A 23,071-nucleotide genomic window follows, 5' to 3' on the forward strand; every position below is an offset into this window, starting at 1 on the left:
TTCTGGTCGCTCTCCCCAGACATGTTTGTCGTATGGAAAGCCTGCTGATGAGTGGACTACCGTTGAGGTAATCCCCATGTGGGGTGTTTGTGGAGAGATACAAATGGAGCGACATAACAGAAGGATCAATAGTGCCAAAAGGAGAAAATTGATTGCGGCCTACAAGCTTCCGGGGGCGTCAGGTTCGGGGCAACTTGCACCGGTCGACCGTGATGATGACTTCAACGCGGCGGTGGTGAATAACAGCGTCATCTCGTTTGTGGAGGGCATGTCGGGTCTGAACAGGGAGTACACCCGCAAGAGTTACCTGCTGGCCAGCAGCTATGTCAGCGATGTATTGAAGATCAGTCGGGGGACCGAAGCCTGGTATGACGAGTTCATCAACGTCATGATCAGCCTTGGCTGGTTGCCGGTGCGCAGCAGCTTCGAGCGGGTTTCGACCTCCGGCAAGGGCCTGACGGTCCAGTTGGCAGCCCTGAATATCATTGCCGCGACGGTCACCGCTGCATCCTTTTCGGGGCCACTGCTGAGCGCACTGCCGAAGTTGGCAGCGGATGCGGTTGAGGCCTTGAAGCAGCAACCTGCTTCTTTCGATTTATTCAAACGTAATAGCAGCGTGCATGACGGCGGGGATTTTGGCCTGGCGTCCTGTACCGAGAGCAACGGCGAAATCATGATGGTGCTGGTGATCTACAGTTCTCACGGCGTCAACAAGCAGGTTGGTGTTCCATTTATAGAATGGGACAGCTCTTCTTTTGAAGCCTTCAGCGGGCAAACTTGCCTGGTGTTGAATACGGCTGTGGTCAACGAAAAGACCGTCCAGCTAATGCGCGAAAGTGCAGGTGACAAAGTGCAATTGGCAATCGCCAAGTACCGGATCTGAGCCTTACGGCACCAAGTAACCACGCACGCCGGTGAAGATGATTTGCGCCGCCAGTGCACACACAAACAAGCCCATCAGACGGCTGACGATCTGCAAGCCCTGGTCGCCGAGGATGCGTTCAATACGGTTGGACAGGTAGAGCACCACGCCGACTGTCAGGCTGGCCAGGGCAATGCTGAGGATGGCGGTGATCTTGTCGTCCCAATGGGGCTGGCTGACGCCCATCACCAACAGCGCACCAATGGTGCCGGGGCCAACGGTCAGGGGGATGGTCAGCGGGACGATGGTCACGTCCTGCTGCACATTGTCGGTCTGTACCGCTGACTTGCCCTGGGCCATGCCCAACGCTGAGATGAACAGCACGCTGCCGGCACCAATGCGAAAGGCGTCCACCGTGATGCCGAATACGCTGAAAATCACTCGGCCAAACAGGTAGAGCAGGACGCTCGACACCAGGGTTGCCAGGGCCACCTTCCAGGCCAGGCGTCGCCGCTCCTTGCTGGAGTAGCCGCGCGTCAGGCTGATAAAGCAGGAAAGTACGAAGAAGGGGCTATACAGCACCAGCATCTTCAAATAAACGCTGAACAACACATGGAGCATGGTGGGAGCTCACAGCGAAGGAGGGCGAGCGAGAGTTTACCTGTGGTGAAGGCGCTTGTCCTGTGGCGAGCGGGCTTGCCCGCGTTGGGCTGCGAAGCAGCCTCAATAAGAACACCGCTACTTTTCCGGAAGAGCGGTGTGGCTATTTTAGGGCTGCTGCGCAACCCAACGCGGGCAAGCCCGCTCGCCACAGTGGTTGGCTCCAACGTCAGGAGCTGTGTAGCTGCGCGGCTTTTTGCTCGCGCTGCGCCACCCAGTACTCCACCAACTCCCGCAACTGCGACAGTTCCACCGGCTTGGCCATGTGCCCGTCCATCCCGGCTTGGCGTGCACGTTCCTTATGCTCCGAAAGAATGTGCGCCGTCAGTGCCACGATCGGCGTGCGGATACGTTGGTTGCTGACTTCCCAGGCCCGTAATTGCTGGGTAGCAGAGAACCCGTCGAGGATCGGCATCTCGCAATCCATCAGCACCAGGTCGTAACGCTGGGCCTTCATCGCCTGCAAGGCTTCCTCGCCATTGCTGGCGGTATCCGGTTGCAGGTTGAGTTTGCCGAGCATGCCGCGAATCACTTTGGTGGAGATGCTGTTGTCTTCGGCCACCAGGATGCGGAAATCACTGGGCACGGTCACCGCTGCGGGAGCGCTGAGGCTCGGTTGTCGTGACGGGGCAATGCCCTTGCTGCGCTGGGTCAGCTCATCGGCCAAGGTGGTCTTGAGGGTGTAGCCGGCCACCGGTTTGGCGAGGATGCGCTTGATCCCGCAATTGCGCGCGATGATCTTGCTCGGGGCATTGCTGATGCCGGTGAGCATGATCAGCAGAATGTCGTGGTTCAGGCTCGGGTCTTCCTTGATCTTCGCCGCCAGTTGCATGCCGGTCATGCCCGGCATGTTTTGGTCGAGCAGGACCACGTCGAAGTAGTCCCGCAGGTGCGCCTTGGTCCGCAGCAGGGCCAGGGCTTCCTTGCCCGAAGGGACGGCGCTGACGTTCAGGCCCCAGGCCGTGCATTGCTGCACCAGCACCTTGCGGCAGGTGTCGTTGTCGTCCACCACCAGTACCCGCGCACCCTTGAGTGGGCCGTCGAGATCGGAGGTTGGATGCTCCAGGCGTTCGGGGTCCAGTGGCAGCGTCAGCCACAGGGTGCTGCCCTGATGGCTGCCGCTCTTGATGCCGAATTCGCCGTGCATCAGCAGGATCAACTGACGGGCGATGACCAGCCCCAGGTGACCGCTCAAACGGGTGGCCGAAAGGAAGTTCTTGCTGTGCAATTCACTGTGCAGCAAGGCGTCGCGCTCGGCGGCTTCCATTGGCAAGCCGCTGTCTTGCACGGCAATGCGCAGGCGCGGCTTGCTGCTGCGCTCATCCAGGGCGACGACGATCAGTACTTCGCCTTCATCGGTCTTGTGCAGGGCATTTTCCAGCAGGCTCAACAGCGCCTGGCGCAGGCGTGTCGGGTCGCCGCTGATCACGCGCGGCACTTGGGGCTGGATAAAGCTGATCAGCTCGACATTCTGCTGTTCAGCCTTGGCGCGGAAAATACTCAGGCAGTCTTCGATCAGCGCGTTGAGGTCGAACTGCACGTCGTCCAATTCGATCTGCCCGGATTCGAGCTTGGAGATATCGAGGATCTCGTTGATCAGTGTGAGCAGTTCGTTACCGGCGCTGTGAATGGTCTGCACGTAATCGCGCTGCTTGACCGACAGCGGCGTGCCCAGCAGCAGTTCGGTCATGCCCAGAACGCCGTTCATGGGCGTACGGATTTCATGGCTGATCTTCGCCAGGAACTCCGCCTTCGCGGCGATCTCGGCGTTGCTTGCTGCGAGGTCGCGGCTGAGGCTGAAGCGGTCTTCGGTGATGCTGCGTTGGCGTTCGGCCAGGGCCAGGCTCATCAACAGGCCGCTGATGCAGATAAAGCTCAATAGGGTGACGATCAAACCCTGTGGTGCTACCAGCGTCAGGCCCAGCAGCGCTGGCAGGATGATCAGCGTGCCGATGTTGAACACCACCATGGCCAACATGAACAGCCGTGCCGGCCGGTAACCTTTTTGCCAGTGATAGGCCGAGACGAACAGCATGCTCAGGCCGGCCAGGGCCACCAATACGTAGGTAATGATATTCAACGGCAAGGTGTTGACGAACAACAGCAGCAAGCCGCACAGGATGATCAGCAGGATGTCCGCCATCAGCAGCTTGTTCAGCGGGTGCGGGCCAAGGGGCGCGAAGAAGCGGTAGGCGAACATCAACCCGCAAGGCGCTGTCAGCAGCAAGGCGAGGTAGGCGCCCGGCGTCTGGGCCGCATGCCAGTTTGGCAGCCACGGGCCCAGGGTGTTGAGCAACAGCAGCAGGCTCAGCAACAACAGCATCTCGCAGGCGGCCAGCCACAGGCTGCTGCGGGAGCGATGGTAGGCGTAGCGGGTCAGGTTATGCAGGATCAGCATCACCAGGCAGCCGAACAGCAGCCCGTAGACCAGTGTCTGGTTCTGATTGGCGGCAGCGAGCACTGCTGGCTCGAGGGTGATATACGGCCGCAGTTCGTGTTCCGAAACCAGGCGTAGGTAGACGTCCAGTGGCTTCTGGCTTTGCGGCATCGGCAGCATGAAGTCGCTGCTGGGCAACGGGCGTTCCGTCTGGGGCTGGCGGGTACCGGTGGTTTGTTGCTCCAGCAGGGTGTCGCCGTCCAGTACATACAGGTTCAGGTGTGCCAGATCGGGGGCGAACACCCGCAGCACTTGCTCGTGCTTGCCGGGTTGCAACTTGAAGCGTACCCACAACGCACCGTCCGGTTCGGCAGCGGTGATCCGGTCCAGTTCGATGGGGCTGAATTGATTGGTGTAGCGAGGGGAGCGGATATCGCTCAGTTGCAGATCGGCCTGTTCGTCAAGCAATACAGCCCAACCACTGCCTTGTGCGGCGGCCTGGGCCGGGAACAGGCAGAGCAGAGTCAGCAGGCTGACAGTGAAACCTATGGCGATCCTGAGCCAGCGCACGGCGAAATCCCTTCGTAGATTAATGCACGGGGTAACTATGCGCGGGGCCGCAATAGTACGGCAAGGGCCAAGGGCCCCTGCCTAACCGAACGGGTAGCTGCTTATTGATCTTCGCCACGCTCACGGGCAATGGCGCGGTAGCCAATGTCCTTGCGGTAGAAGCAACCCTGCCAGTCAATTTTCGCGGCCAGCTTGTAAGCTTGTTGCTGGGCGGCATCAACACTGGCACCCATGGCCGTGGCGCACAGTACACGACCACCGGCAGTGACGACCTTGCCATCCTTGAGCGCGGTGCCCGCGTGGAACACCTTACCTTCCAGCGTAGCAGCCGCATCCAGACCTTCAATCACATCGCCCTTGGCGTAGTCGGCAGGGTAACCTCCGGCGGCCAGTACGATACCGACGCTTGGGCGCGGATCCCATTGGGCTTCGACCTTGTCCAGGGCCTGGGCCAGGGCAGCTTCCACCAACAGCACCAGGCTCGATTGCAGACGCAGCATCACCGGTTGGGTTTCCGGGTCGCCGAAGCGGCAGTTGAACTCGATGACTTTCGGATTGCCAGCCTTGTCGATCATCAAGCCGGCGTACAGGAAACCGGTGTAGACATTGCCTTCGTCGGCCATGCCACGCACGGTCGGCCAGATCACCAGGTCCATCACGCGTTTGTGCACTTCGGCGGTGACCACTGGGGCAGGGGAGTAGGCACCCATGCCTCCCGTGTTCGGGCCGGTGTCGCCGTCGCCGACGCGCTTGTGGTCTTGGCTGGTGGCCATCGGCAAGACGTTCTTGCCATCGACCATCACGATAAAGCTGGCTTCTTCGCCGTCGAGGAACTCCTCGATCACTACACGCGAACCAGCGTCACCAAAAGCATTGCCGGCGAGCATGTCACGCACGGCGTCTTCAGCTTCCGCCAGGGTCATGGCGACAATCACGCCTTTCCCGGCAGCCAGGCCGTCGGCCTTGATCACGATCGGGGCGCCTTTTTCACGCAGATAAGCCAGGGCAGGCTCGATCTCGGTGAAGTTCTGGTAGTCGGCCGTTGGAATCTTGTGGCGCGCCAGGAAGTCCTTGGTGAAGGCTTTCGAACCTTCCAACTGGGCTGCGCCAGCGGTAGGGCCGAAGCAGTCCAGGCCACGGCTGCGGAACAGGTCCACAACGCCGGCGACCAATGGGACTTCCGGACCGACGATGGTCAAGGAAACGTTCTTCTCGGCAAAGTCTGCAAGCTGCTCAAGGGCCAAGACGTCGATGGCGACGTTTTCGCACTTGGCTTCAATGGCGGTGCCGGCGTTGCCTGGGGCGACGAAGACTTTCTGGACGCGAGGGTCCTGGGCAACTTTCCAGGCCAGGGCGTGTTCACGGCCACCGCTGCCAATGATCAAAACATTCATTTCAAAAACCTCGGATGACGCTGAATTCGGGAGAACACTGTGGGCTGCTTTGCTGTGGGAGTTGGCTTGTGTGGGAGCCGGGCTTGCCCGCGATGCAGGTACCTCGGTCTTTCAGTTAGATCAAGGTGATGCTATCGCGGGCAAGCCCGGCTCCCACATAAATCCAGCTCCCTGCAGGCCAGTGCCCACAGGGGATCAAGTCAATCAGTGACGGAAGTGGCGCATGCCGGTGAAGACCATGGCGATGCCGGCTTCATCAGCGGCAGCAATCACTTCTGCATCACGCATCGAGCCGCCTGGTTGGATCACCGCAGTAACGCCGGCCTTGGCCGCATTGTCCAGGCCGTCGCGGAACGGGAAGAACGCGTCCGATGCCATGACCGAACCTTGCACCTGCAAACCGGCATGCTCAGCCTTGATCGCCGCAATGCGGGCCGAGTTCACGCGGCTCATCTGGCCAGCGCCGACACCGATGGTCTGGCGGTTCTTGGCGTAGACGATGGCGTTGGACTTAACGTACTTGGCGACTTTCCAGGCGAAGATCAGGTCGTTGATTTCCTGCTCGGTCGGTGCGCGCTTGGTCACAACTTTCAGGTCTTCGCTACCGATCATGCCGATGTCGCGGCTCTGTACCAGCAAGCCGCCATTGACGCGTTTGTAGTCCCAGGCAGCAGCACGGTCAGCCGACCACTCGCCGCAGGCCAGCAGACGCACGTTAGCTTTGGCGGCCACGATGGCACGGGCCTCTTCACTGACGCTTGGCGCAATGATTACTTCAACGAATTGACGCTCAACGATGGCCTTGGCCGTTTCGGCGTCCAGTTCACGGTTGAAGGCGATGATCCCGCCAAACGCCGATTCGGTATCGGTGGCGTAGGCCAGTTCGTACGCCTGGCGGATACCGCCTTCAGCGTCCGGGCTCACCGCCACGCCGCACGGGTTGGCGTGCTTGACGATCACGCAGGCCGGCTTGACGAAGCTCTTCACACATTCCAGTGCGGCGTCGGTGTCGGCCACGTTGTTGTAGGACAGCTCTTTGCCTTGCAGTTGGGTCGCGGTGGCGATGCCTACTTCGGCAGGCTTGGCTTCCACGTAGAACGCCGCGCTCTGGTGCGGGTTCTCGCCGTAGCGCATTTCCTGGGCCTTGATGAACTGGCTGTTGAAGGTGCGCGGGAACTGGCTGCGACCTTCAGTGCTCAGGGTTTCAGCCGCCTGGTTCACGGTGCCCATGTAGTTGGCGATCATGCCGTCGTAGGCAGCAGTGTGTTCGAAGGCCTTGAGCATCAGGTCGAAGCGCTGGGCGTAGGTCAGGCCGCCGGCTTTCAGGCTTTCCAGTACGTTGGCGTAATCGCTGGCGTTAACCACGATGGCCACGTCTTTGTGGTTCTTGGCCGCCGAGCGAACCATGGTCGGGCCGCCGATATCGATGTTTTCGATAGCGGTCGGCAGGTCGCAGCCAGGCTTAGAGATCGTTGCTTCGAACGGGTAGAGGTTAACGGCCACCAGGTCGATCGGCTTGATGCCGTGTTCGGTCATGATGGCGTCGTCGATACCGCGACGACCGAGGATCCCGCCGTGGATTTTCGGGTGCAGGGTCTTGACCCGACCGTCCATCATTTCTGCGAAACCGGTGTAGTCCGCGACCTCTACTGCGGCTACGCCGTTGTCCTGCAGCAGCTTGAAGGTCCCGCCGGTGGAGAGAATCTCCACGCCCAGGGCTTCCAGCTCCCGGGCAAATTCGAGGATCCCGGTCTTGTCGGAGACGCTGATCAAGGCACGGCGGATCGGCAGGCGGGTAGTCTGGTCGGTCATCTCAATTTCCATCAAAAGCAAAGGAGTCAGCAAAAAAGGCGACCGGTTTTACGCGGGCGCCTTTCTGGTTTGATTGAATGCTTACAGCAAATCGTACTGCTTGAGCTTTTTGCGCAAGGTGCCCCGGTTGAGGCCCAGCAGCTCACTGGCTTTGGTCTGGTTGCCCTTGACGTAGTTCATCACGCTTTCGAGCAAGGGCGCCTCGACTTCGGAGAGCACCAGGTTGTACACGTCCGTGACGGCAGCGCCCTCAAGGTGGGCGAAATAATTGTGCAGCGCCTTCTCGACACTCCCGCGAAGGGTCTGGCCTTCTTCGCTCGGCGTGTTGAGGTGCTGTTTCAAATTGACGTTGTCGCTCACGGGTGTCGTTCCACTCACTAAAGTCTCGGTCATCATCGTCATGCGGCCACCCCTTCTCCGTCCCCTGTCCCCAGGCTCTTTTCACGCTCGCTGAAATACTCTCGAACGGTGGCGACCTGTGCTTGCGTATCATCCAAACGATTGAAGTGGGCGCGAAATTCCCTGGCGCCCGGCAAGGTTGCGAGATACCAGCCGACATGCTTGCGAGCAATGCGTACTCCCATCACGTCTCCGTAGAAGGCGTGCAGGGCGGCCAGATGCTCTAGCAGAATACGTTCCACCTCGATCAACTCCGGTGCCGGCAAGGTTTCGCCGGTACGCAGAAAATGCTCGATCTCACGAAAAATCCATGGCCGCCCTTGGGCTGCCCGGCCAATCAACAGGCCGTCGGCGCCGGTCGCGTGCAGTACGCGCCGGGCTTTCTCGGCCGAGTCGATGTCGCCGTTGGCAAAGACCGGAATCGACACTGCCTGCTTGATCGCGGCAATGGTGTCGTACTCGGCTTCACCGGTATAAAGGTCGGCGCGGGTGCGGCCATGCACTGCCAGCGCTGTAATGCCCGCCTGTTCGGCGATCTTCGCCACCGTCAGGCCATTCTTGTTCTCCCGGTCCCAGCCGGTGCGAATCTTCAGGGTGACCGGCACATCCACTGCAGCGACAACGGCATGCAGGATCTCGCTCACCAGTGCTTCATCCTTGAGCAAAGCAGAACCGGCGGCCTTGTTGCAGACTTTTTTTGCCGGACAGCCCATGTTGATATCAATAATCTGCGCCCCCAACTCGACGTTGGCCCGGGCCGCATCCGCCAGCATCTGCGCGTCACCGCCGGCGATCTGTACCGAGCGGGGCTCGGGATCACCTTCGTGGATCATGCGCATCCGCGATTTGCGGGTGTTCCACAAGCTCATGTCGCTGGTGACCATTTCCGAGACTACAAGGCCTGCTCCCAATCGCTTGCAAAGCTGACGAAAGGGCTGGTCGGTGACGCCCGCCATGGGGGCGAGAATCAAGCCGTTGTGCAATGTGTATGGGCCGATGCGTACCGCCGACATAGGACTTCCCTGTTGTGGGGCCGGATCATTAGAGTTCGAAAAAGGGTTGGCATGATACCCGCTCTCGATGACTGGATAAAGGCTGAATTGGATAAAATCTGAACAGTTATTTTCTTATCGCCGCCAGTTTGGTCGCGGACGGCGCAGTCAATAATCCGCCGTCAAACCTCAACGCCTGAACCGATTCACTCGGGGGAGTGGAAACTCAGGCTGTAATTCACGGCCTTGTTGCCCGGGTCGAGGATGTCCAGGGCGATGTGAATGGGGGTCTGGGACGGCATCTCGGTCTGGCCTGCCAGTTCGCCGTTGAGGTACTCGGCGGGCTTGAAGCGCCGGCTGGCGATCAGGTTTCCGTTGAGGTCGGCGAAGCGCAGTTCCAGCAACGGAAAAGGCTGGGAGAAGGTTGCGCGGTTATAGATGATCGCGTCCACTACCAGCGCACCGCTGAACTCCGGGTGGCTACGCACCACCAGGTTGCTGCTCTTGATGTGGGCGATGTCGACCCGTGATGGCACGGTGCAGCCTACTTTCGGGCACAGTTCCTGGAACCAGGGGCGATAGGCATCCTGGCGTGCCAGGTCATCGAATTGATAAGCGACGTACTGGCCCGCCAGGCCTGCGGCGGCCAGGAGTACCAACAAGCCCCAGAACAGGCGGCCACCCCAGCCCGAAGGACGTTTCTGGGCATAGAGATGCAGCGGATCATCTTCCAGGTCCTGGAGCATTTCATCATGGGCACTGGTGTCGCGGCGAGCACGTTTGCGGCGTGGCTGTTCAGGTTCCGGTTCGATGCTGACGGGCGTTACAGGAGGGTCACGTTCGTCATCGGCATGCTCGGCGTGAAGTACAGGCTCGTCTGGCTCTTCGACGGTACTGAACGACATCGATGGCTCGGTACGCTTGGCTTTGCCGGCAGCCGGTGTTGCCGGTTCAGGCTCGTCGTCTGTCGATTTTATGGCCTGAGCCCGTTCGTCGGGTGTGTCGCTGAATAGGCTGGCGGCCCATTGTTCTTCTTCGGCCTTGGCCGAGTCACGGGTTGCGCTGAGGGCGTCTTCCTTTTGCCGGCGATCGGTGCCCGGCGGCTGGGTGTGTTGAATCTCCCGGCGTTCAAGCTTGGCCAGCTCTTCATCGAGGTCCAGGTTATCCAGGTCCAGCTCTTCGGCACTCCATTGCTTTTGGCTGATGGCGCGCGGTGGCTCAGGTATCGGTTCTGCTGCTGCGGGCGCTTGAGGTGCAGGCGCTGCGGGGCTGGCATGTTGTTCCAGCAACTGGCGGGCAGCATTGAACGTTTGCAGGCACGCGCCACAGCGAACCACGCCGCGGGCCACGCTCAGTTGAGCGTGGTTGACACGAAAGCGCGCTTGGCAATGCGGGCACTGGGTGACGAAACTGTCGGTCATGCGGCCATCCGATTCATGCAGGCGCTCATTCTAGCGCCGACGACCGCTGATGCGTACCCAGCCATCACGGTTGGCGATCGGATCCAGCTCGAAATCCTTGGCGTAGGCGGCGGCGACGTCTTCGCCTTGCTCGGCGAGGATCCCCGACAACGCCAGGCGGCCACCTGGCTTGACCAGGCTGGACAGTTGCGGCGCCAGCGAGACCAGCGGCCCGGCGAGAATGTTGGCAACCAGCACGTCGGCCTGCACTTGAGGCAGTTGCTCTGGCAGGTACAGCGGGAATTTGTCTTCCGGGATGTTGTTGCGCCCGGCGTTATCGCGGGAAGCTTCCAGGGCTTGCACGTCGATATCGGTACCGACAGCTTCGTTGGCGCCCAGCAGCAGGGCGGCGATGGCCAGAATCCCCGAGCCGCAGCCGAAGTCCAGTACGTTGCAATTTTGCAGGTCCTGGCCGTCGAGCCATTCCAGGCACAGGGCGGTGGTCGGGTGAGTGCCGGTGCCGAAGGCCAGGCCCGGGTCCAGCAACAGGTTTACCGCGTCAGGCTCGGGAGCGGCGTGCCAGCTTGGCACGATCCACAGGCGCTGGCCGAAACGCATGGGCTGGAAGTTGTCCATCCAGCTGCGTTCCCAATCCTGGTCTTCGATGATTTCGCTGTGGTGCTCGGGCAGCGGGCTGCCGGTGAGCAGTTCCATGTGGGCCAGGACGCTGGCGGCATCGGTGCCGTCTTCGAACAGGGCCAGCAGATGGGTGTGGGACCACAGCGGGGTGGTGTTCAGTTCCGGCTCGAAGATCGGCTGGTCTTCGGCGTCCATGAAGGTCACCGACACGGCGCCAACTTCAAGGAACGCGTCTTCGTAGGTTTCGGCTTGTTCTGGGCTGATGGCGAGACGGACTTGCAGCCAAGGCATGGCGGGCACCTTTGAAAATATGAGTGTGCAGCCGGGTGAGGCTGTGAAAGCGCGCAAGTTTACGCGAGCGAGGGACAGAAGACGACACCGTTGGATACACGGGTGTCGAATCTGGGCTAGTTGTAGCCGCTGTCGAGGTACGAGGCTGCGATGGGCTGCGTAGCGGCCCCAAGGACGCATCGCAGAGAGGCTACAGCCGCCATCGCGGGCAAGCCCGGCTCCCACATTGTGTGGTGGTGTTTTCAAGATCCCATAAACAACAAAGCCGCCCGAAGGCGGCTTTGTCAGGGTGGAGCACTTACTGATTAGCCAGCTTGTGTTCCAGGTAGTGAATATTCACACCACCTTCGCAGAACCCTTCATCGCGAACCAGATCCCGATGCAACGGGATGTTGGTCTTGATGCCGTCTACCACGATTTCGTCCAGGGCATTGCGCATGCGTGCCATGGCTTCATCGCGAGTCGAGCCCCAAGTGATCAGCTTGCCGATCAGGGAGTCGTAGTTCGACGGAACCTTGTAGCCGCTGTACAGGTGCGAATCGACGCGAACGCCGTTGCCACCTGGTGCATGGAAATGCTTGACCATGCCTGGGCTTGGGATAAAGGTCTTCGGGTCTTCGGCGTTGATCCGGCACTCGAGCGAGTGGCCGTGGATCTTCACGTCATCCTGGGTAAACGACAGCGTGTTGCCAGCGGCGATGCTCAGCATCTCCTTGACGATGTCGATGCCCGTGACCATTTCCGATACGGGGTGCTCTACCTGCACACGAGTGTTCATCTCGATGAAGTAGAAGCGGCCGTTCTCGTAGAGGAACTCGAAGGTGCCAGCACCACGGTAGTTAATGTCGATGCAGGCCTTGACGCAGCGCGCCAACACTTCGGCACGGGCAGTTTCATCCAGGCCCGGTGCCGGTGCTTCTTCAAGAACTTTCTGGTGACGACGTTGCAGCGAGCAGTCACGGTCGCCCAGGTGAATCGCGTGACCCTGGCCATCGGAAAGCACCTGGACTTCCACGTGACGTGGGTTGGTCAGGTATTTCTCGAGGTAGACCATCGGGTTGCTGAACCAGGCGCCCGCTTCTTCACGAGTCTGCTTGGCCGCTTCGATCAGGTCTTCTTCTTTATGCACAACGCGCATGCCGCGACCACCGCCGCCGCCAGCGGCCTTGATGATCACCGGGTAACCGACTTCGCGACCAATGCGTAGAGCGGTTTCCGGGTCTTCAGGCAGTGGGCCGTCGGAACCTGGAACGGTTGGCACGCCGGCAGCGATCATGGCGTGCTTGGCCGATACCTTGTCGCCCATCAGGCGAATGGTGTCGGCTTTCGGGCCGATGAAGGCAAAACCGGATTTTTCCACCTGTTCGGCGAAATCGGCGTTTTCCGCGAGGAAACCGTAGCCTGGGTGAATGGCGGTAGCGCCGGTCACTTCAGCCGCCGCGATGATCGCCGGGATGTGCAGGTAAGACAGGTTGGCAGGGGCCGGGCCGATGCAAACTGTCTCGTCAGCCAGACCCAGGTGCATCAGCTCTTTGTCGGCAGTCGAGTACACCGCGACGGTCTTGATGCCCATTTCCTTGCAAGCGCGCAGGATCCGCAGGGCGATTTCGCCGCGGTTGGCGATCAGGACTTTTTCCAGCTTCGCAGGTTTCAACATCGTTGGCTCTCCGCGGTTCAAACGATGGTGAACAGCGGTTGGTCGAATTCAACCGGCTGACCGTTTTCTACCAGGATGGATTCGATCACACCGGCTTTTTCAGCTTGGATGTGGTTCATCATCTTCATCGCTTCAACGATACAGATGGTGTCGCCCACTTTGACGGTCTGGCCGATTTCAACAAAGGCTGGCGAGGTCGGTGCCGGGGTGCGGTAGAAAGTACCGACCATAGGCGACTTGACCACAAAACCATTCAGTTTCGGAGCAGCAGGGGCTTCGGCAACGGTCGCAACCGGAGCGGCAGCCACTGGCGCAGGCGCCGGAGCTTGCATCTGTGGTGCATAGAACTGTTGGGCCGGGGTCTTGCTGTGACGGCTGATCCGTACGGATTCCTCGCCTTCCTTGATCTCCAGCTCGTCGATACCGGACTCTTCCAGCAGTTCGATCAACTTCTTAACTTTACGGATATCCATGAATCATCAACTCCCAAAGGGTCGGTCAGGGGCGCTTGGCCGTGTCTTCAAGCTGTTCCAGGGCGGCCTCCAGGGCCAGTCGATAACCGCTGGCGCCAAGGCCGCAGATCACTCCTACCGCAACGTCGGAGAAGTAAGAGTGATGGCGGAAAGGTTCGCGTTTGTGCACGTTCGATAAATGCACTTCGATGAATGGGATGCTCACCGCCAGCAGCGCGTCACGTAATGCAACGCTTGTATGCGTAAAAGCGGCGGGATTGATCAGGATGAAGTCCACACCTTCGCCGCGCGCGGCGTGGATGCGATCAATCAATTCGTACTCGGCATTGCTTTGCAGGTAGAGCAAATGGTGGCCGGCATCACGGGCCCGTCGCTCCAGATCAAGGTTGATCTGCTCGAGGGTAACTGCACCGTAAACGCCCGGTTCGCGGGTGCCAAGCAGGTTCAGGTTGGGTCCGTGCAGAACCAGTAAGGTCGCCATCGGCTGTTCCTAGTTATTAGTGTGGGTACGGCAGAACCCGGCGACTATGCCGCAAAGCCTTTGTGACTGTCCAGTTCTATGCAGTAGGCAGCACGATTAGCGAGGATTGCGCAAAATATGTGACCGGCTCGCTAAATCCGGTCATGGGTAATACGGTCTTGAAGACAGCACTGGTTCCACGTGGGAGCTGGCTTGCCTGCGATAGCGGTGTATCAGGTTGTAAATCTGCCACTGAGGTACCGCTATCGCAGGCAAGCCAGCTCCCACATTTTGATCTCCATAAGGCGGAAGATCGAGTCAGACACGAAAGGCCTGCACCGCCGTATTGAGTTGCCCGCCGAGCACCAGCAGGTGTTCACCCTGACTACGCCCCTGACCAATGCGCAGCAGATTATCCTCACCCAGTTGGTGAATCCGCTCACTGTTATCGCGAATTTCACTGACAGCACCGCTCTGCTGGGCGGTGACATCAGCAATACGTACGGCGGTGTCGGAAATGGTCTGGATCGCTCCGACGATTTCATCCAGCGCCCCGTCAGCTGCCTGGGCTTGCTGGGCGGTGGCTTCGGCATGCTCGACTTGAGCACGCATGCCTTCCACCGATTGCCTGGCAGCCGTTTGCAAGCTGGCGATCAGGGCCTGGATTTCGGCGGTGGCGCCGGCGGTGCGCTGGGCCAGGGAGCGGACTTCATCGGCGACCACGGCAAACCCGCGGCCGGCTTCACCCGCCCGGGCCGCTTCGATGGCGGCATTGAGGGCCAGCAGGTTGGTCTGGTCGGCAATCGAGCGGATCACTGTCAGTACACCGCCGATGGTGGCGGATTCTTCGGCCAGTTTCTCGATCATCTGCGCATTACCCTGCACTTCGCCTACCAATGCGTGCAATCCGGTCAGGCTCAGGCCGATCACACGTTGGCCCTGTTCCACCGCCTGCCCGGCACTGCGGCTGGCCCCGGCGGCCTGGCTGGCGTCGCCCGCCACTTGCTGAATAGTGGCTTCCAGCTCCCCCAGCGAGTCGCGGATTTGCGCGGTATCGCCGGCCTGCCGCTCGGCACCGTCGTGCAGCCCGCTGCTCAACTCGGCCAAGGTTCGGCTACTGCCGGCCACTTGCTCGGCGTTGTCTCTGATGGTGCCCACCAGAGCCACCAGATAGGCACGCAGGCGATTGAGCGACTCTTCAATATCGTGCAACTCGCGATTGGTAGCGCCCAGAGCGATAGGCTGGCTGAAATCGCCTTCGGCCCAGGTCGACAGCGCCGGCGCCAGGTTGGTCAGAACCCGGGCCAGGCGTCGCTGTAATGTGTCGATCAGCAGTGCGATCAGCAGAATCAAACCGATCATTACCCCCTGTATCACCCGCACTTCGCCTTGGATTTGCCCGTGTTGGGCGCGTACCACGGGCTCCAACCCCGCGATGGCTTGCTGCACGGTGTCGATTTTCAGGTGCGTAGCGCTGGCCAGGTCTGCCCGCTGGCGGATTTGTTCGCGGGTGCGCTTGAGTTCCGCCGGGTAGCGGGTCAGCAGGCTGTTGAGTTCACGTTTGAGGTCGACGCCGGAGTCCTGGGCGACGGTCTTTTCGGTGTTTTCCAGGCCCATCAGTGCCGAGAAGTCATCGGTGTTGGATTCGGTGTTGGCGGTCACGCCCAGCAATGGCAGTTGCTCAAGCAGTTCGGCCTGGCTACGAATATTGGCCACTTCCCGCTCGACATCGTCGGCCAGCTCGCTGCGCCCGCTGCTGACCAGCTTGTCCCGGGCCAGGGACAGTTTGGCCAGATGCTGGGACGCTGCGAGCAAGGGCGGCAGATAACGTGCGGCGTCAGGTGAATTGACCCCGCTGGCGTATTGGCTGAGTTGTTCCAGATTCGCCCCCAACTCCCGCTCGGCTTGCAGCAGCAACGCTTGCGGGTCGCCCGCCAGCTTGCCGGCAGCCAGCAGGTCGGTCTTGCTGAAGCTATCGAGGTCGACAAGGCTGGGCCGCAGGTTTTGCGCCAGGTCGGCTGGCAGTTCGTCCAGATGTTGCAACAGCCTTTCCAGGCTTTGGCTGGCGCTGCTCAAGCGCAGGGCATCGCCGCTGGCCAAGTAGTCGTCGATATTGCGCGCCGCCTGGTTCTGAAAGACCTGCGACAGGCCCAAGTAGCGTTCCATCAACAGGTAAGGTCGTTCCAGTGCCCGTTGCGACCACCAGAGCGTAGCGCCCAAGGCCAGGCAAACGGCGACCAGAAGAAGGGTGTTCAGGTTCGTCAGCAGCTTCAGGCGCATGCGTGGTTTCAACCAACGGCTGTAGGATAAGCGCCTGAAGTTATTGCGTTTTCATTACAGGGTTATGACGGATTCAGTGGATTCCGGTGAAAAGATGGCACTTTGCTTTGATGCTCGCGTCGGCTGCACTCGATTGCGTCCGGCATCCTTGGCCCGGTACAGCGCCTCATCGGCCTGGGCCGCCATCATCAGGCTGTCGCAGCCTTCCGTCAGCTCCACCACACCGGCACTGAAGGTGCACCACAAGTCCTGGGGCTGGGCGGGGTAGTGAATCTCGGCGAAGCGACTGCGAATTTCATCCAGTACTTTGCAGGCGGCGTCGAGGTCGGTGTCGGGCATGACGATGGCGAACTCTTCACCACCGTAGCGGCCGATGTAGTCGGTCTTGCGCAATCGCTGTTTGAGGAACAGCGCCAGGCTCTTGATGACCCGGTCGCCCATGGGGTGACCGTGGCTGTCGTTGACCCGCTTGAAGTGGTCAATGTCGAGCATGGCAAAGCTCAACGGCTTGCTCTCGCGTCGGGAGCGGAAGCTGCAGTCTTCGAGCAATTGCAGGATATGGGTGTGGTTGTACAGCCCGGTCAGGCTGTCGCGGACCATCCGCGCCTTGAGGTTGCGCGCGCGCGCCGCCCGGTTGCGTACGGTGGTGATCAGGTGGCGCGGCTTGATCGGCTTGGTGAGGAAGTCGTCGCCGCCTTCGCTCATGGCGTCCAGTTGCTTGTCCAGGTCATCTTCGGCGGACAGGTAGATAATCGGCACGCTGACATAACGGTCATTGTGGCGAATAACCTTGGCCAGTTCGGTACCGGTACAGGCCGGCATATACATGTCGAGAATGATCAGGTCCGGCTGGAAGTCCGCCAGTTCGGCCATGGCCTGGATCGGTTCGATCAGGGTGCGGGTGACGATACCGGCACTGTTGAGCAGGCGCTCGGTGTGCAAGGCCTGGGCCCGGGAGTCGTCGATGATCAGCACTTTATAAGGCTCGTACTGGGCGACGCAGGTCAGCACTTCGATTTTTTCCAACAGGCTCGACGCTTCGAGGGTGCCCGTCAGGAACTCCTGGCCGCCGGCGCGTACGGCGGCCAAGCGGGTTGGGGTGTCGGTTTCGTGCAGGCTGAAAAACAGCAGTGGCAGCTTTTGCTCCAGGCCTTCCTGGGCTTCGGCCGCCAGCGTCAGGCCCAGCCCCGGACCGCAGAAGTCCACGTCCATCACAATCGCCGCCGGCAGACGCTCAGCCATGGATGAGCGGAACGCCGCTACGCTGTCCAGGTGCTGGGCGCTCAAGCCAAAAAATTCCAGTTGCTTGGCCAGGCGCTCGGCACGGTCGTGATCGGCCAGCATCACGTAGATCGGCTTGCGCATGGGCGGCAACAAGGTTTGTTCCAACTGATCGCCCTGACGCAGGCCGGTGCGGGACAGGCGCTGCATCAAACGGTTGAGGTCGGTGATCAGGTGGCTGCTCAACCGGCCGCGATTGTCGTCCACGGCTTTCAGGGCATCGCTGATATGTCGCGCCAGTTGGCTGTGTTCAGGTTGCTCGAAACGTTCGGCAAAACGCAGCAGGCGCAGATTGGCCTCGCTGAGTTCGGATAAGTCGGCGTTCGACCACTCGCTGCGTTGCAGGCGCTGCCAGATCTCAAGAATTTGACGTGCCTGATGAATTACCCGCTGGGCAAAATGGTGCTTGAGGCGCTCACGGCTGGGGTCTTCTGGCTCGGTCATATCCTGACTACTAGTTAGGGTGCATGCTGAGGTCGACTGGTGGCTCTATGCTAGCACCTCTTCTTCATTGCACGAATGTCATACGTCAATTAACTGCAAGGGCCCGGTTATTCATTTGCCGACCTGTTGGTCGCGTGGGCGCAAAAAAGCGTGCATCCTTTATAGTCGAGCTATTCCCACGCGCCAGTTTGATTAAAAGCGCCGTTTACCAGCACGATGGGGTAGGGTTGTGGTCGTAGCTTTTAACGCACGCCATCAACTCAAGTGCATGAACTCAAGTGATTGAAAGGATATCGCCATGCTGGACTGGAAAAACCGTGCAGACAGTGCAAAGGGCCCGGCACCCGAGCCCAAGTCGGCTCCCCGCAGCTATTTTCGTAACCTGCTGATGAGCCGGGCGTTGCTCTCCCTGATTGCCCTGTACCTGTTGGTGACAGGTGCCCTGGGTTGGTACTGGAGCGAAGAGCCTGCCCTGTTTGCGGTCCAGCAGAACGCCCAGCTCGCCGCCGAGAAGGAAGGCAAGCAGATGGTGGTGGGTTACACCACCGTAGAAACCCTCAAGACCGTGGTCGGCACCTTGTTGAACAAGCCTGGCGGCTACATTTCCAACGACCGTTTCCCGCCTGGCCTGTGGATGGACAACATGCCGAGCTGGGAATACGGCGTGCTGGTCCAAGTGCGCGACCTGACCCGTGCTTTGCGCAAGGACTTCGCCCGTTCCCAGTCGCAGTCGGCTGAAGATGCGGACCTGGCCAAGGCCGAGCCACGGTTCAACTTCGACAACAAGAGCTGGGTGCTGCCATCCACGGAGTCGGAATACCAGGAAGGCATCAACTCCCTGAGCCGCTATGAAGCCCGTTTGTCGGATCCTAACCAGAGAGGCGCGCTGTTCTACGCCCGTGCCGACAACCTGAACAACTGGCTGGGTGATGTGGCCACTCGCTTGGGTTCGTTGTCGCAACGGCTGTCGGCCAGCGTTGGCCGGGTCAAGCTCAATACCGCGCTGAAGACCGAGGCCCTGGCGCCGGGTGAAGTGCCGCAGGTCGATGAGGAAGTGGTGGAAACGCCATGGATGCAGATCGATAACGTGTTCTACGAAGCACGCGGTCAGGCCTGGGCTCTGTCCCATCTGCTGCGCGCCATTGAAGTCGACTTCGCCGATGTGCTGGCCAAAAAGAACGCCACGGTCAGCGTGCGCCAGATCATTCGTGAGCTGGAAGCCTCGCAGGAGCCGGTGTGGAGCCCCATGATCCTCAATGGCAGCGGCTTTGGCATCCTGGCCAATCACTCGCTGGTCATGGCCAACTACATTTCCCGGGCTAACGCTGCGGTGATCGACTTGCGTCAGCTTCTTAACCAGGGTTGATGATGGACGCCTCCTCCCAGGAGGCCGCGCACCGTGCGGCCTCTGATGCCGAACTGATCGCTTGGGTCGACGAGCAGGACAACCTGCTCGGCGCGCTGGTGCGTTCCGATCTGCGCCAGCGAGGTCTGATCGGCCGCTGCACCTTTATCTTCCTGTTCAACTCTGCCGGTGAGCTGTGTGTGCATCGGCGCACTCTGAGTAAAGCTATCTACCCCGGGTTTTGGGATACGGCGGCGGGCGGAATGGTGGCGGCAGGGGAGTCGTATGCCGATTCCGCCGCCCGTGAGCTGGAAGAAGAACTGGGCGTTGGCGGTGTGGAATTAACTGCTCACGATCATTTCTACTTTGAAGACGGCGATAGCCGGCTCTGGTGTACGTCGTTCTCCGCCGTTTGGGACGGCCCTCTGCGCCTGCAGCCTGAAGAGGTCATGGAGGCACGCTTCATGCCCCTCGATGCGGTGCTGCGAGACGCTGACAAAAAGCCCTACTGCCCGGATGCGCAGGAAGGCTTGCGTCGTTATCTGGCCTCACGTCGCTAAAGTTGCATAAATTGGCGCCATTTGGCTCTTAGCAAGCAGGCTTTTTGTCGTTACACTGCGCGACTTTTCAAACTGAACCGGCGCGTTGCCCCGGTCCAGTAGCGCTGCCCCTGCCTGAGTGGGGCTTCGCGGTCGGTGACCCGGTTGGGCGCTGATCAGTCTTTGTCCTCCCAAGAGGATTGCCGGTGGCCAAAAAAGCCGCATCCTTCGCCGCCCTTGGTGGCCTGGTATTTTCCACCGACGCAGGTCGACATTGCCCGGACTGTCGCCAGCCCGTGGACGCCTGTACCTGCAAACAAACCCTGATTCCCGAAGGCGATGGCATTGCCCGCGTACGTCGCGAGAGCAAAGGCCGTGGCGGCAAGACGGTGACGACCATCACCGGCGTGCCCCTGGCTGAAGACGCGCTCAAGGAGCTGGCCACCACGCTGAAAAAGCGCTGTGGCACCGGTGGCGCCCTGAAAGACGGGATCATCGAAATCCAGGGCGACCACGTCGAGTTGCTGTTGGCCGAGTTGATCAAGCTCGGTTACAAGGCGAAGAAATCCGGCGGCTAGCAGCCTCTGTGAAAACCACCCTGACGACCCACTCGCTGAACCTGCGCTGTCGTCCCCATGGTTTTCACAGAGCCTGTTCCTGACCGGTGTCTAAACTCTGTCCTGCAAGCGGGGTCTACCCCTCTCACAGGCAAATCGTCATTTTCATTTTTTAGACTGCGCCATCCCCGAAAGGGGGGTGGTGCACTTCGACTTCATTTATAGGGGACTTCGATGTCCGTACGACGCACACGCAAAGACGATGGCAGCCAATGGACAGTTGCGGACAGCCGCAGTGTTTACGGGATTCGCCATTGGGGGGCCGGGTATTTCGCGATCAATGACGCCGGTCGCGTCGAAGTTCGTCCGAACGGCCCGAATAGCACGCCCGTCGACCTTTACGAGCAAGTGGACGAGCTGCGTAAAAGCGGCCTGTCCCTGCCGCTGCTGGTGCGCTTCCCGGACATTCTGCAAGACCGCGTACGCCAGTTGACCGGCGCCTTCGATGCCAACATCGAACGCCTGGAATACCAGAGCAAATACACCGCGCTGTACCCGATCAAGGTGAACCAGCAGGAAGCGGTGATCGAGAACATCATCGCCACCCAGGACGTGTCCATCGGCCTGGAAGCCGGTTCCAAGCCTGAGCTGCTGGCCGTGCTGGCGTTGGCGCCGAAAGGCGGCACCATCGTCTGCAACGGTTACAAGGACCGTGAGTTCATCCGCCTGGCGCTGATGGGCCAGAAGTTGGGTCACAACGTCTTTATCGTGATTGAGAAAGAATCCGAAGTCGGCCTGGTGATCGAAGAAGCCGCTAACCTTAAGGTCAAGCCACAGGTTGGCCTGCGGGTGCGCCTGTCGTCCCTGGCGTCGAGCAAATGGGCTGACACCGGCGGTGAGAAATCCAAGTTCGGCCTGTCGGCTGCACAACTGTTGTCCGTGGTGGAGCGCTTCCGCGCTGCCGGCCTGGACCAGGGCATTCGCCTGCTGCACTTCCACATGGGCTCGCAGATCGCCAACCTGGCGGACTACCAGCACGGCTTCAAGGAAGCCATTCGTTACTACGGCGAACTGCGCAACCTCGGCCTGCCGGTGGATCACATCGACGTCGGCGGTGGCCTGGGCGTGGACTACGACGGTACCCACTCGCGTAACGCCAGCTCCATCAACTACGACATGGACGACTACGCCGGTGTGGTCGTGGGCATGCTCAAGGAATTCTGCGACGCCCAGAGCCTGCCGCACCCGCACATCTTCTCCGAGAGCGGCCGTTCCCTGACCGCCCACCACGCCATGCTGGTGGTGCAAGTCACCGACGTCGAGAAACACAACGACGACGTGCCCCAGATCGAGAACAAGGAAAGCCTGCCGGAAACCGTGCAGTGGCTGGTGGACCTGCTGGGCCCGACCGATATTGAAATGGTCACCGAAACCTACTGGCGCGCCACTCACTACATGAGCGACGTGGCCACCCAGTACGCCGATGGCAAGATCACGCTGGCGGAAAAAGCCCTGGCCGAGCAGTGCTACTTCGCTGTGTGCCGTCGCCTGCACGATTCGTTGAAAGCCCGTCAGCGTTCCCACCGTCAGGTGCTGGACGAGCTCAACGACAAGCTGGCCGACAAGTACATCTGCAACTTTTCGGTATTCCAGAGCCTGCCGGACACCTGGGCCATCGGCCAAGTGCTGCCGATCCTGCCGCTGCACCGTCTGGACGAAGAGCCGCTGCGCCGCGCCGTGCTGCAAGACCTGACCTGCGATTCCGACGGCAAGATCAAGCAGTACGTCGACGAGCAGAGCATCGAGACCAGCTTGCCGGTACACGCCGTGAAGGAAGGCGAGGACTATCTGCTGGGTATTTTCCTGGTGGGCGCCTACCAGGAAATCCTTGGCGACATGCACAACCTGTTCGGTGACACCGACTCGGTGAACATCTATCAGCGCGAAGATGGTTCGGTGTACAGCGCCGGTATCGAGACCCACGACACTATCGAAGACATGCTGCGCTACGTGCACTTGTCGCCGGAAGAGTTGATGACTCACTACCGCGACAAGTGCGCCAGTGCGAAGATCACGGCGGCGGAGCGGACTCAGTTCCTGGATGCGTTGCGGTTGGGGTTGACGCGTTCGTCGTACCTCTCGTCGTAAGTAAAGCCCTGTAGGAGCGAGCAAACTCGCTCCTACAGGTAGCGGCGCCTGCGCCGAGTACTGCTGGGGTTCACTCGAGCTTTGTTACCTCGCTTGAAGTTGGTTGGTCAATTTACTTCAACGCAGTGAGCTACCGGACACCGGCCTGGGTTGTATTTAAGGACCAGCCGGTCAATTCTCCCCGCGCTGTTAGCAAGCGAGATGGTGATATTAAAGCTATTGATATCCAGCTCAATCGATTGGGAAGGGGCAACCTGGTGTAACTGAGTACCGTGCATCACCGCTAGCGTGAACGCGGTTTTGTTTTCGATCCTCTGTTTCCCCGCAATGTTAGTAGGCCCTTGTCCATTGGTGCATCCGGCGATGCTTACCAGCGCGAAAGCGGCGGCGACCCACAGGGCTTTTGTGATGTTCATATCCGACTCTCCTTGAATGTATGAGATGGGTTTTAACCATCGCCATTCAACGCCTGTGGTACAGGTTTGTAACCT

At 60.1% G+C, this 23,071-nt stretch carries 19 protein-coding genes; 5 read left to right on the forward strand and 14 right to left on the reverse strand.

The features are described from left to right. Nucleotides 1-103: 103 nt before the first annotated feature. On the forward strand, nt 104-883 hold the full coding sequence (locus HKK55_RS28800) for a hypothetical protein (RefSeq protein WP_169357682.1): 780 nt from the start codon (nt 104-106) through the stop codon (nt 881-883). A 3-nt stretch (nt 884-886) separates the two neighbouring features. On the opposite strand, the gene HKK55_RS28805 is transcribed toward HKK55_RS28800, so the two are convergent. The 13 genes from HKK55_RS28805 to HKK55_RS28865 all read right to left on the reverse strand — a co-directional run bounded on the left by HKK55_RS28805 (nt 887) and on the right by HKK55_RS28865 (nt 17,991). Further along, entirely contained in the window at nt 887-1,483 is a 597-nt protein-coding gene (locus tag HKK55_RS28805; protein ID WP_003217330.1) for a MarC family protein, read from the reverse strand. A gap of 208 nt (nt 1,484-1,691) precedes the next feature. Next, nucleotides 1,692-4,469 carry a hybrid sensor histidine kinase/response regulator gene (locus HKK55_RS28810; protein ID WP_169357683.1) on the reverse strand — a complete coding sequence of 926 codons (2,778 nt, stop codon included), beginning with the start codon at nt 4,467-4,469 and terminating at the stop codon, nt 1,692-1,694. Between the two features lie 101 nt (nt 4,470-4,570). Then, nucleotides 4,571-5,863 carry a phosphoribosylamine--glycine ligase gene (gene purD, locus HKK55_RS28815; protein ID WP_169357684.1) on the reverse strand — a complete coding sequence of 431 codons (1,293 nt, stop codon included), beginning with the start codon at nt 5,861-5,863 and terminating at the stop codon, nt 4,571-4,573. Nucleotides 5,864-6,067: 204 nt separating this feature from the next. Continuing rightward, a complete protein-coding gene (gene purH, locus HKK55_RS28820; RefSeq protein ID WP_169357685.1) occupies nt 6,068-7,675 on the reverse strand; it encodes a bifunctional phosphoribosylaminoimidazolecarboxamide formyltransferase/IMP cyclohydrolase in 1,608 nt (535 codons plus the stop codon). 81 nt (nt 7,676-7,756) lie between these two features. Next, nucleotides 7,757-8,077: a DNA-binding transcriptional regulator Fis gene (fis, locus tag HKK55_RS28825; protein ID WP_003186237.1), complete on the reverse strand. Its 321-nt coding sequence runs from the start codon at nt 8,075-8,077 to the stop codon at nt 7,757-7,759. Continuing rightward, nucleotides 8,074-9,087 carry a tRNA dihydrouridine synthase DusB gene (gene dusB, locus HKK55_RS28830; protein ID WP_169357686.1) on the reverse strand — a complete coding sequence of 338 codons (1,014 nt, stop codon included), beginning with the start codon at nt 9,085-9,087 and terminating at the stop codon, nt 8,074-8,076. The genes fis and dusB overlap by 4 nt, the downstream gene beginning before the upstream one ends. A gap of 185 nt (nt 9,088-9,272) precedes the next feature. Continuing rightward, a complete protein-coding gene (locus HKK55_RS28835; protein WP_169357687.1) occupies nt 9,273-10,487 on the reverse strand; it encodes a DUF3426 domain-containing protein in 1,215 nt (404 codons plus the stop codon). A gap of 30 nt (nt 10,488-10,517) precedes the next feature. Then, nucleotides 10,518-11,396 carry a 50S ribosomal protein L11 methyltransferase gene (prmA, locus tag HKK55_RS28840; RefSeq protein ID WP_169357688.1) on the reverse strand — a complete coding sequence of 293 codons (879 nt, stop codon included), beginning with the start codon at nt 11,394-11,396 and terminating at the stop codon, nt 10,518-10,520. A 298-nt stretch (nt 11,397-11,694) separates the two neighbouring features. Then, nucleotides 11,695-13,053, reverse strand: coding sequence for an acetyl-CoA carboxylase biotin carboxylase subunit (gene accC / locus HKK55_RS28845; protein ID WP_169357689.1), 1,359 nt, complete (start codon nt 13,051-13,053; stop codon nt 11,695-11,697). A 17-nt stretch (nt 13,054-13,070) separates the two neighbouring features. After that, complete coding sequence (accB, locus tag HKK55_RS28850; RefSeq protein WP_088424725.1) at nt 13,071-13,526, reverse strand: acetyl-CoA carboxylase biotin carboxyl carrier protein; 456 nt, start codon at nt 13,524-13,526, stop codon at nt 13,071-13,073. A gap of 25 nt (nt 13,527-13,551) precedes the next feature. Continuing rightward, on the reverse strand, nt 13,552-14,007 hold the full coding sequence (gene aroQ / locus HKK55_RS28855) for a type II 3-dehydroquinate dehydratase (RefSeq protein WP_169357690.1): 456 nt from the start codon (nt 14,005-14,007) through the stop codon (nt 13,552-13,554). Nucleotides 14,008-14,304: 297 nt separating this feature from the next. After that, complete coding sequence (locus HKK55_RS28860) at nt 14,305-16,266, reverse strand: methyl-accepting chemotaxis protein (RefSeq protein ID WP_169357691.1); 1,962 nt, start codon at nt 16,264-16,266, stop codon at nt 14,305-14,307. Between the two features lie 54 nt (nt 16,267-16,320). Beyond that, on the reverse strand, nt 16,321-17,991 hold the full coding sequence (locus HKK55_RS28865) for a PleD family two-component system response regulator (RefSeq protein ID WP_169357692.1): 1,671 nt from the start codon (nt 17,989-17,991) through the stop codon (nt 16,321-16,323). 298 nt (nt 17,992-18,289) lie between these two features. Here HKK55_RS28865 and HKK55_RS28870 point away from each other — a divergent pair, with 298 nt between their 5' ends. From HKK55_RS28870 to speA, 4 genes are all read left to right on the forward strand, one after another. Then, complete coding sequence (locus HKK55_RS28870) at nt 18,290-19,357, forward strand: DUF2333 family protein (protein ID WP_169357693.1); 1,068 nt, start codon at nt 18,290-18,292, stop codon at nt 19,355-19,357. A gap of 2 nt (nt 19,358-19,359) precedes the next feature. Further along, complete coding sequence (locus HKK55_RS28875; protein ID WP_169357694.1) at nt 19,360-19,896, forward strand: NUDIX hydrolase; 537 nt, start codon at nt 19,360-19,362, stop codon at nt 19,894-19,896. A gap of 185 nt (nt 19,897-20,081) precedes the next feature. After that, nucleotides 20,082-20,453 (forward strand): translation initiation factor Sui1, encoded by a 372-nt coding sequence (locus HKK55_RS28880; RefSeq protein WP_169357695.1) that lies wholly within the window; start codon nt 20,082-20,084, stop codon nt 20,451-20,453. A 213-nt stretch (nt 20,454-20,666) separates the two neighbouring features. Continuing rightward, on the forward strand, nt 20,667-22,580 hold the full coding sequence (gene speA, locus HKK55_RS28885; RefSeq protein WP_169357696.1) for an arginine decarboxylase: 1,914 nt from the start codon (nt 20,667-20,669) through the stop codon (nt 22,578-22,580). Nucleotides 22,581-22,687: 107 nt separating this feature from the next. Here speA and HKK55_RS28890 read toward each other — a convergent pair whose 3' ends face one another. After that, the gene (locus tag HKK55_RS28890; RefSeq protein WP_169357697.1) at nt 22,688-22,996 is read right to left on the reverse strand and encodes a hypothetical protein; all 309 of its coding nucleotides are present in this window, start codon (nt 22,994-22,996) and stop codon (nt 22,688-22,690) included. Nucleotides 22,997-23,071 lie beyond the last annotated feature (75 nt).

Origin of the sequence: Pseudomonas sp. ADAK18 (assembly GCF_012935695.1) — a bacterium.
Lineage (GTDB): Bacteria > Pseudomonadota > Gammaproteobacteria > Pseudomonadales > Pseudomonadaceae > Aquipseudomonas.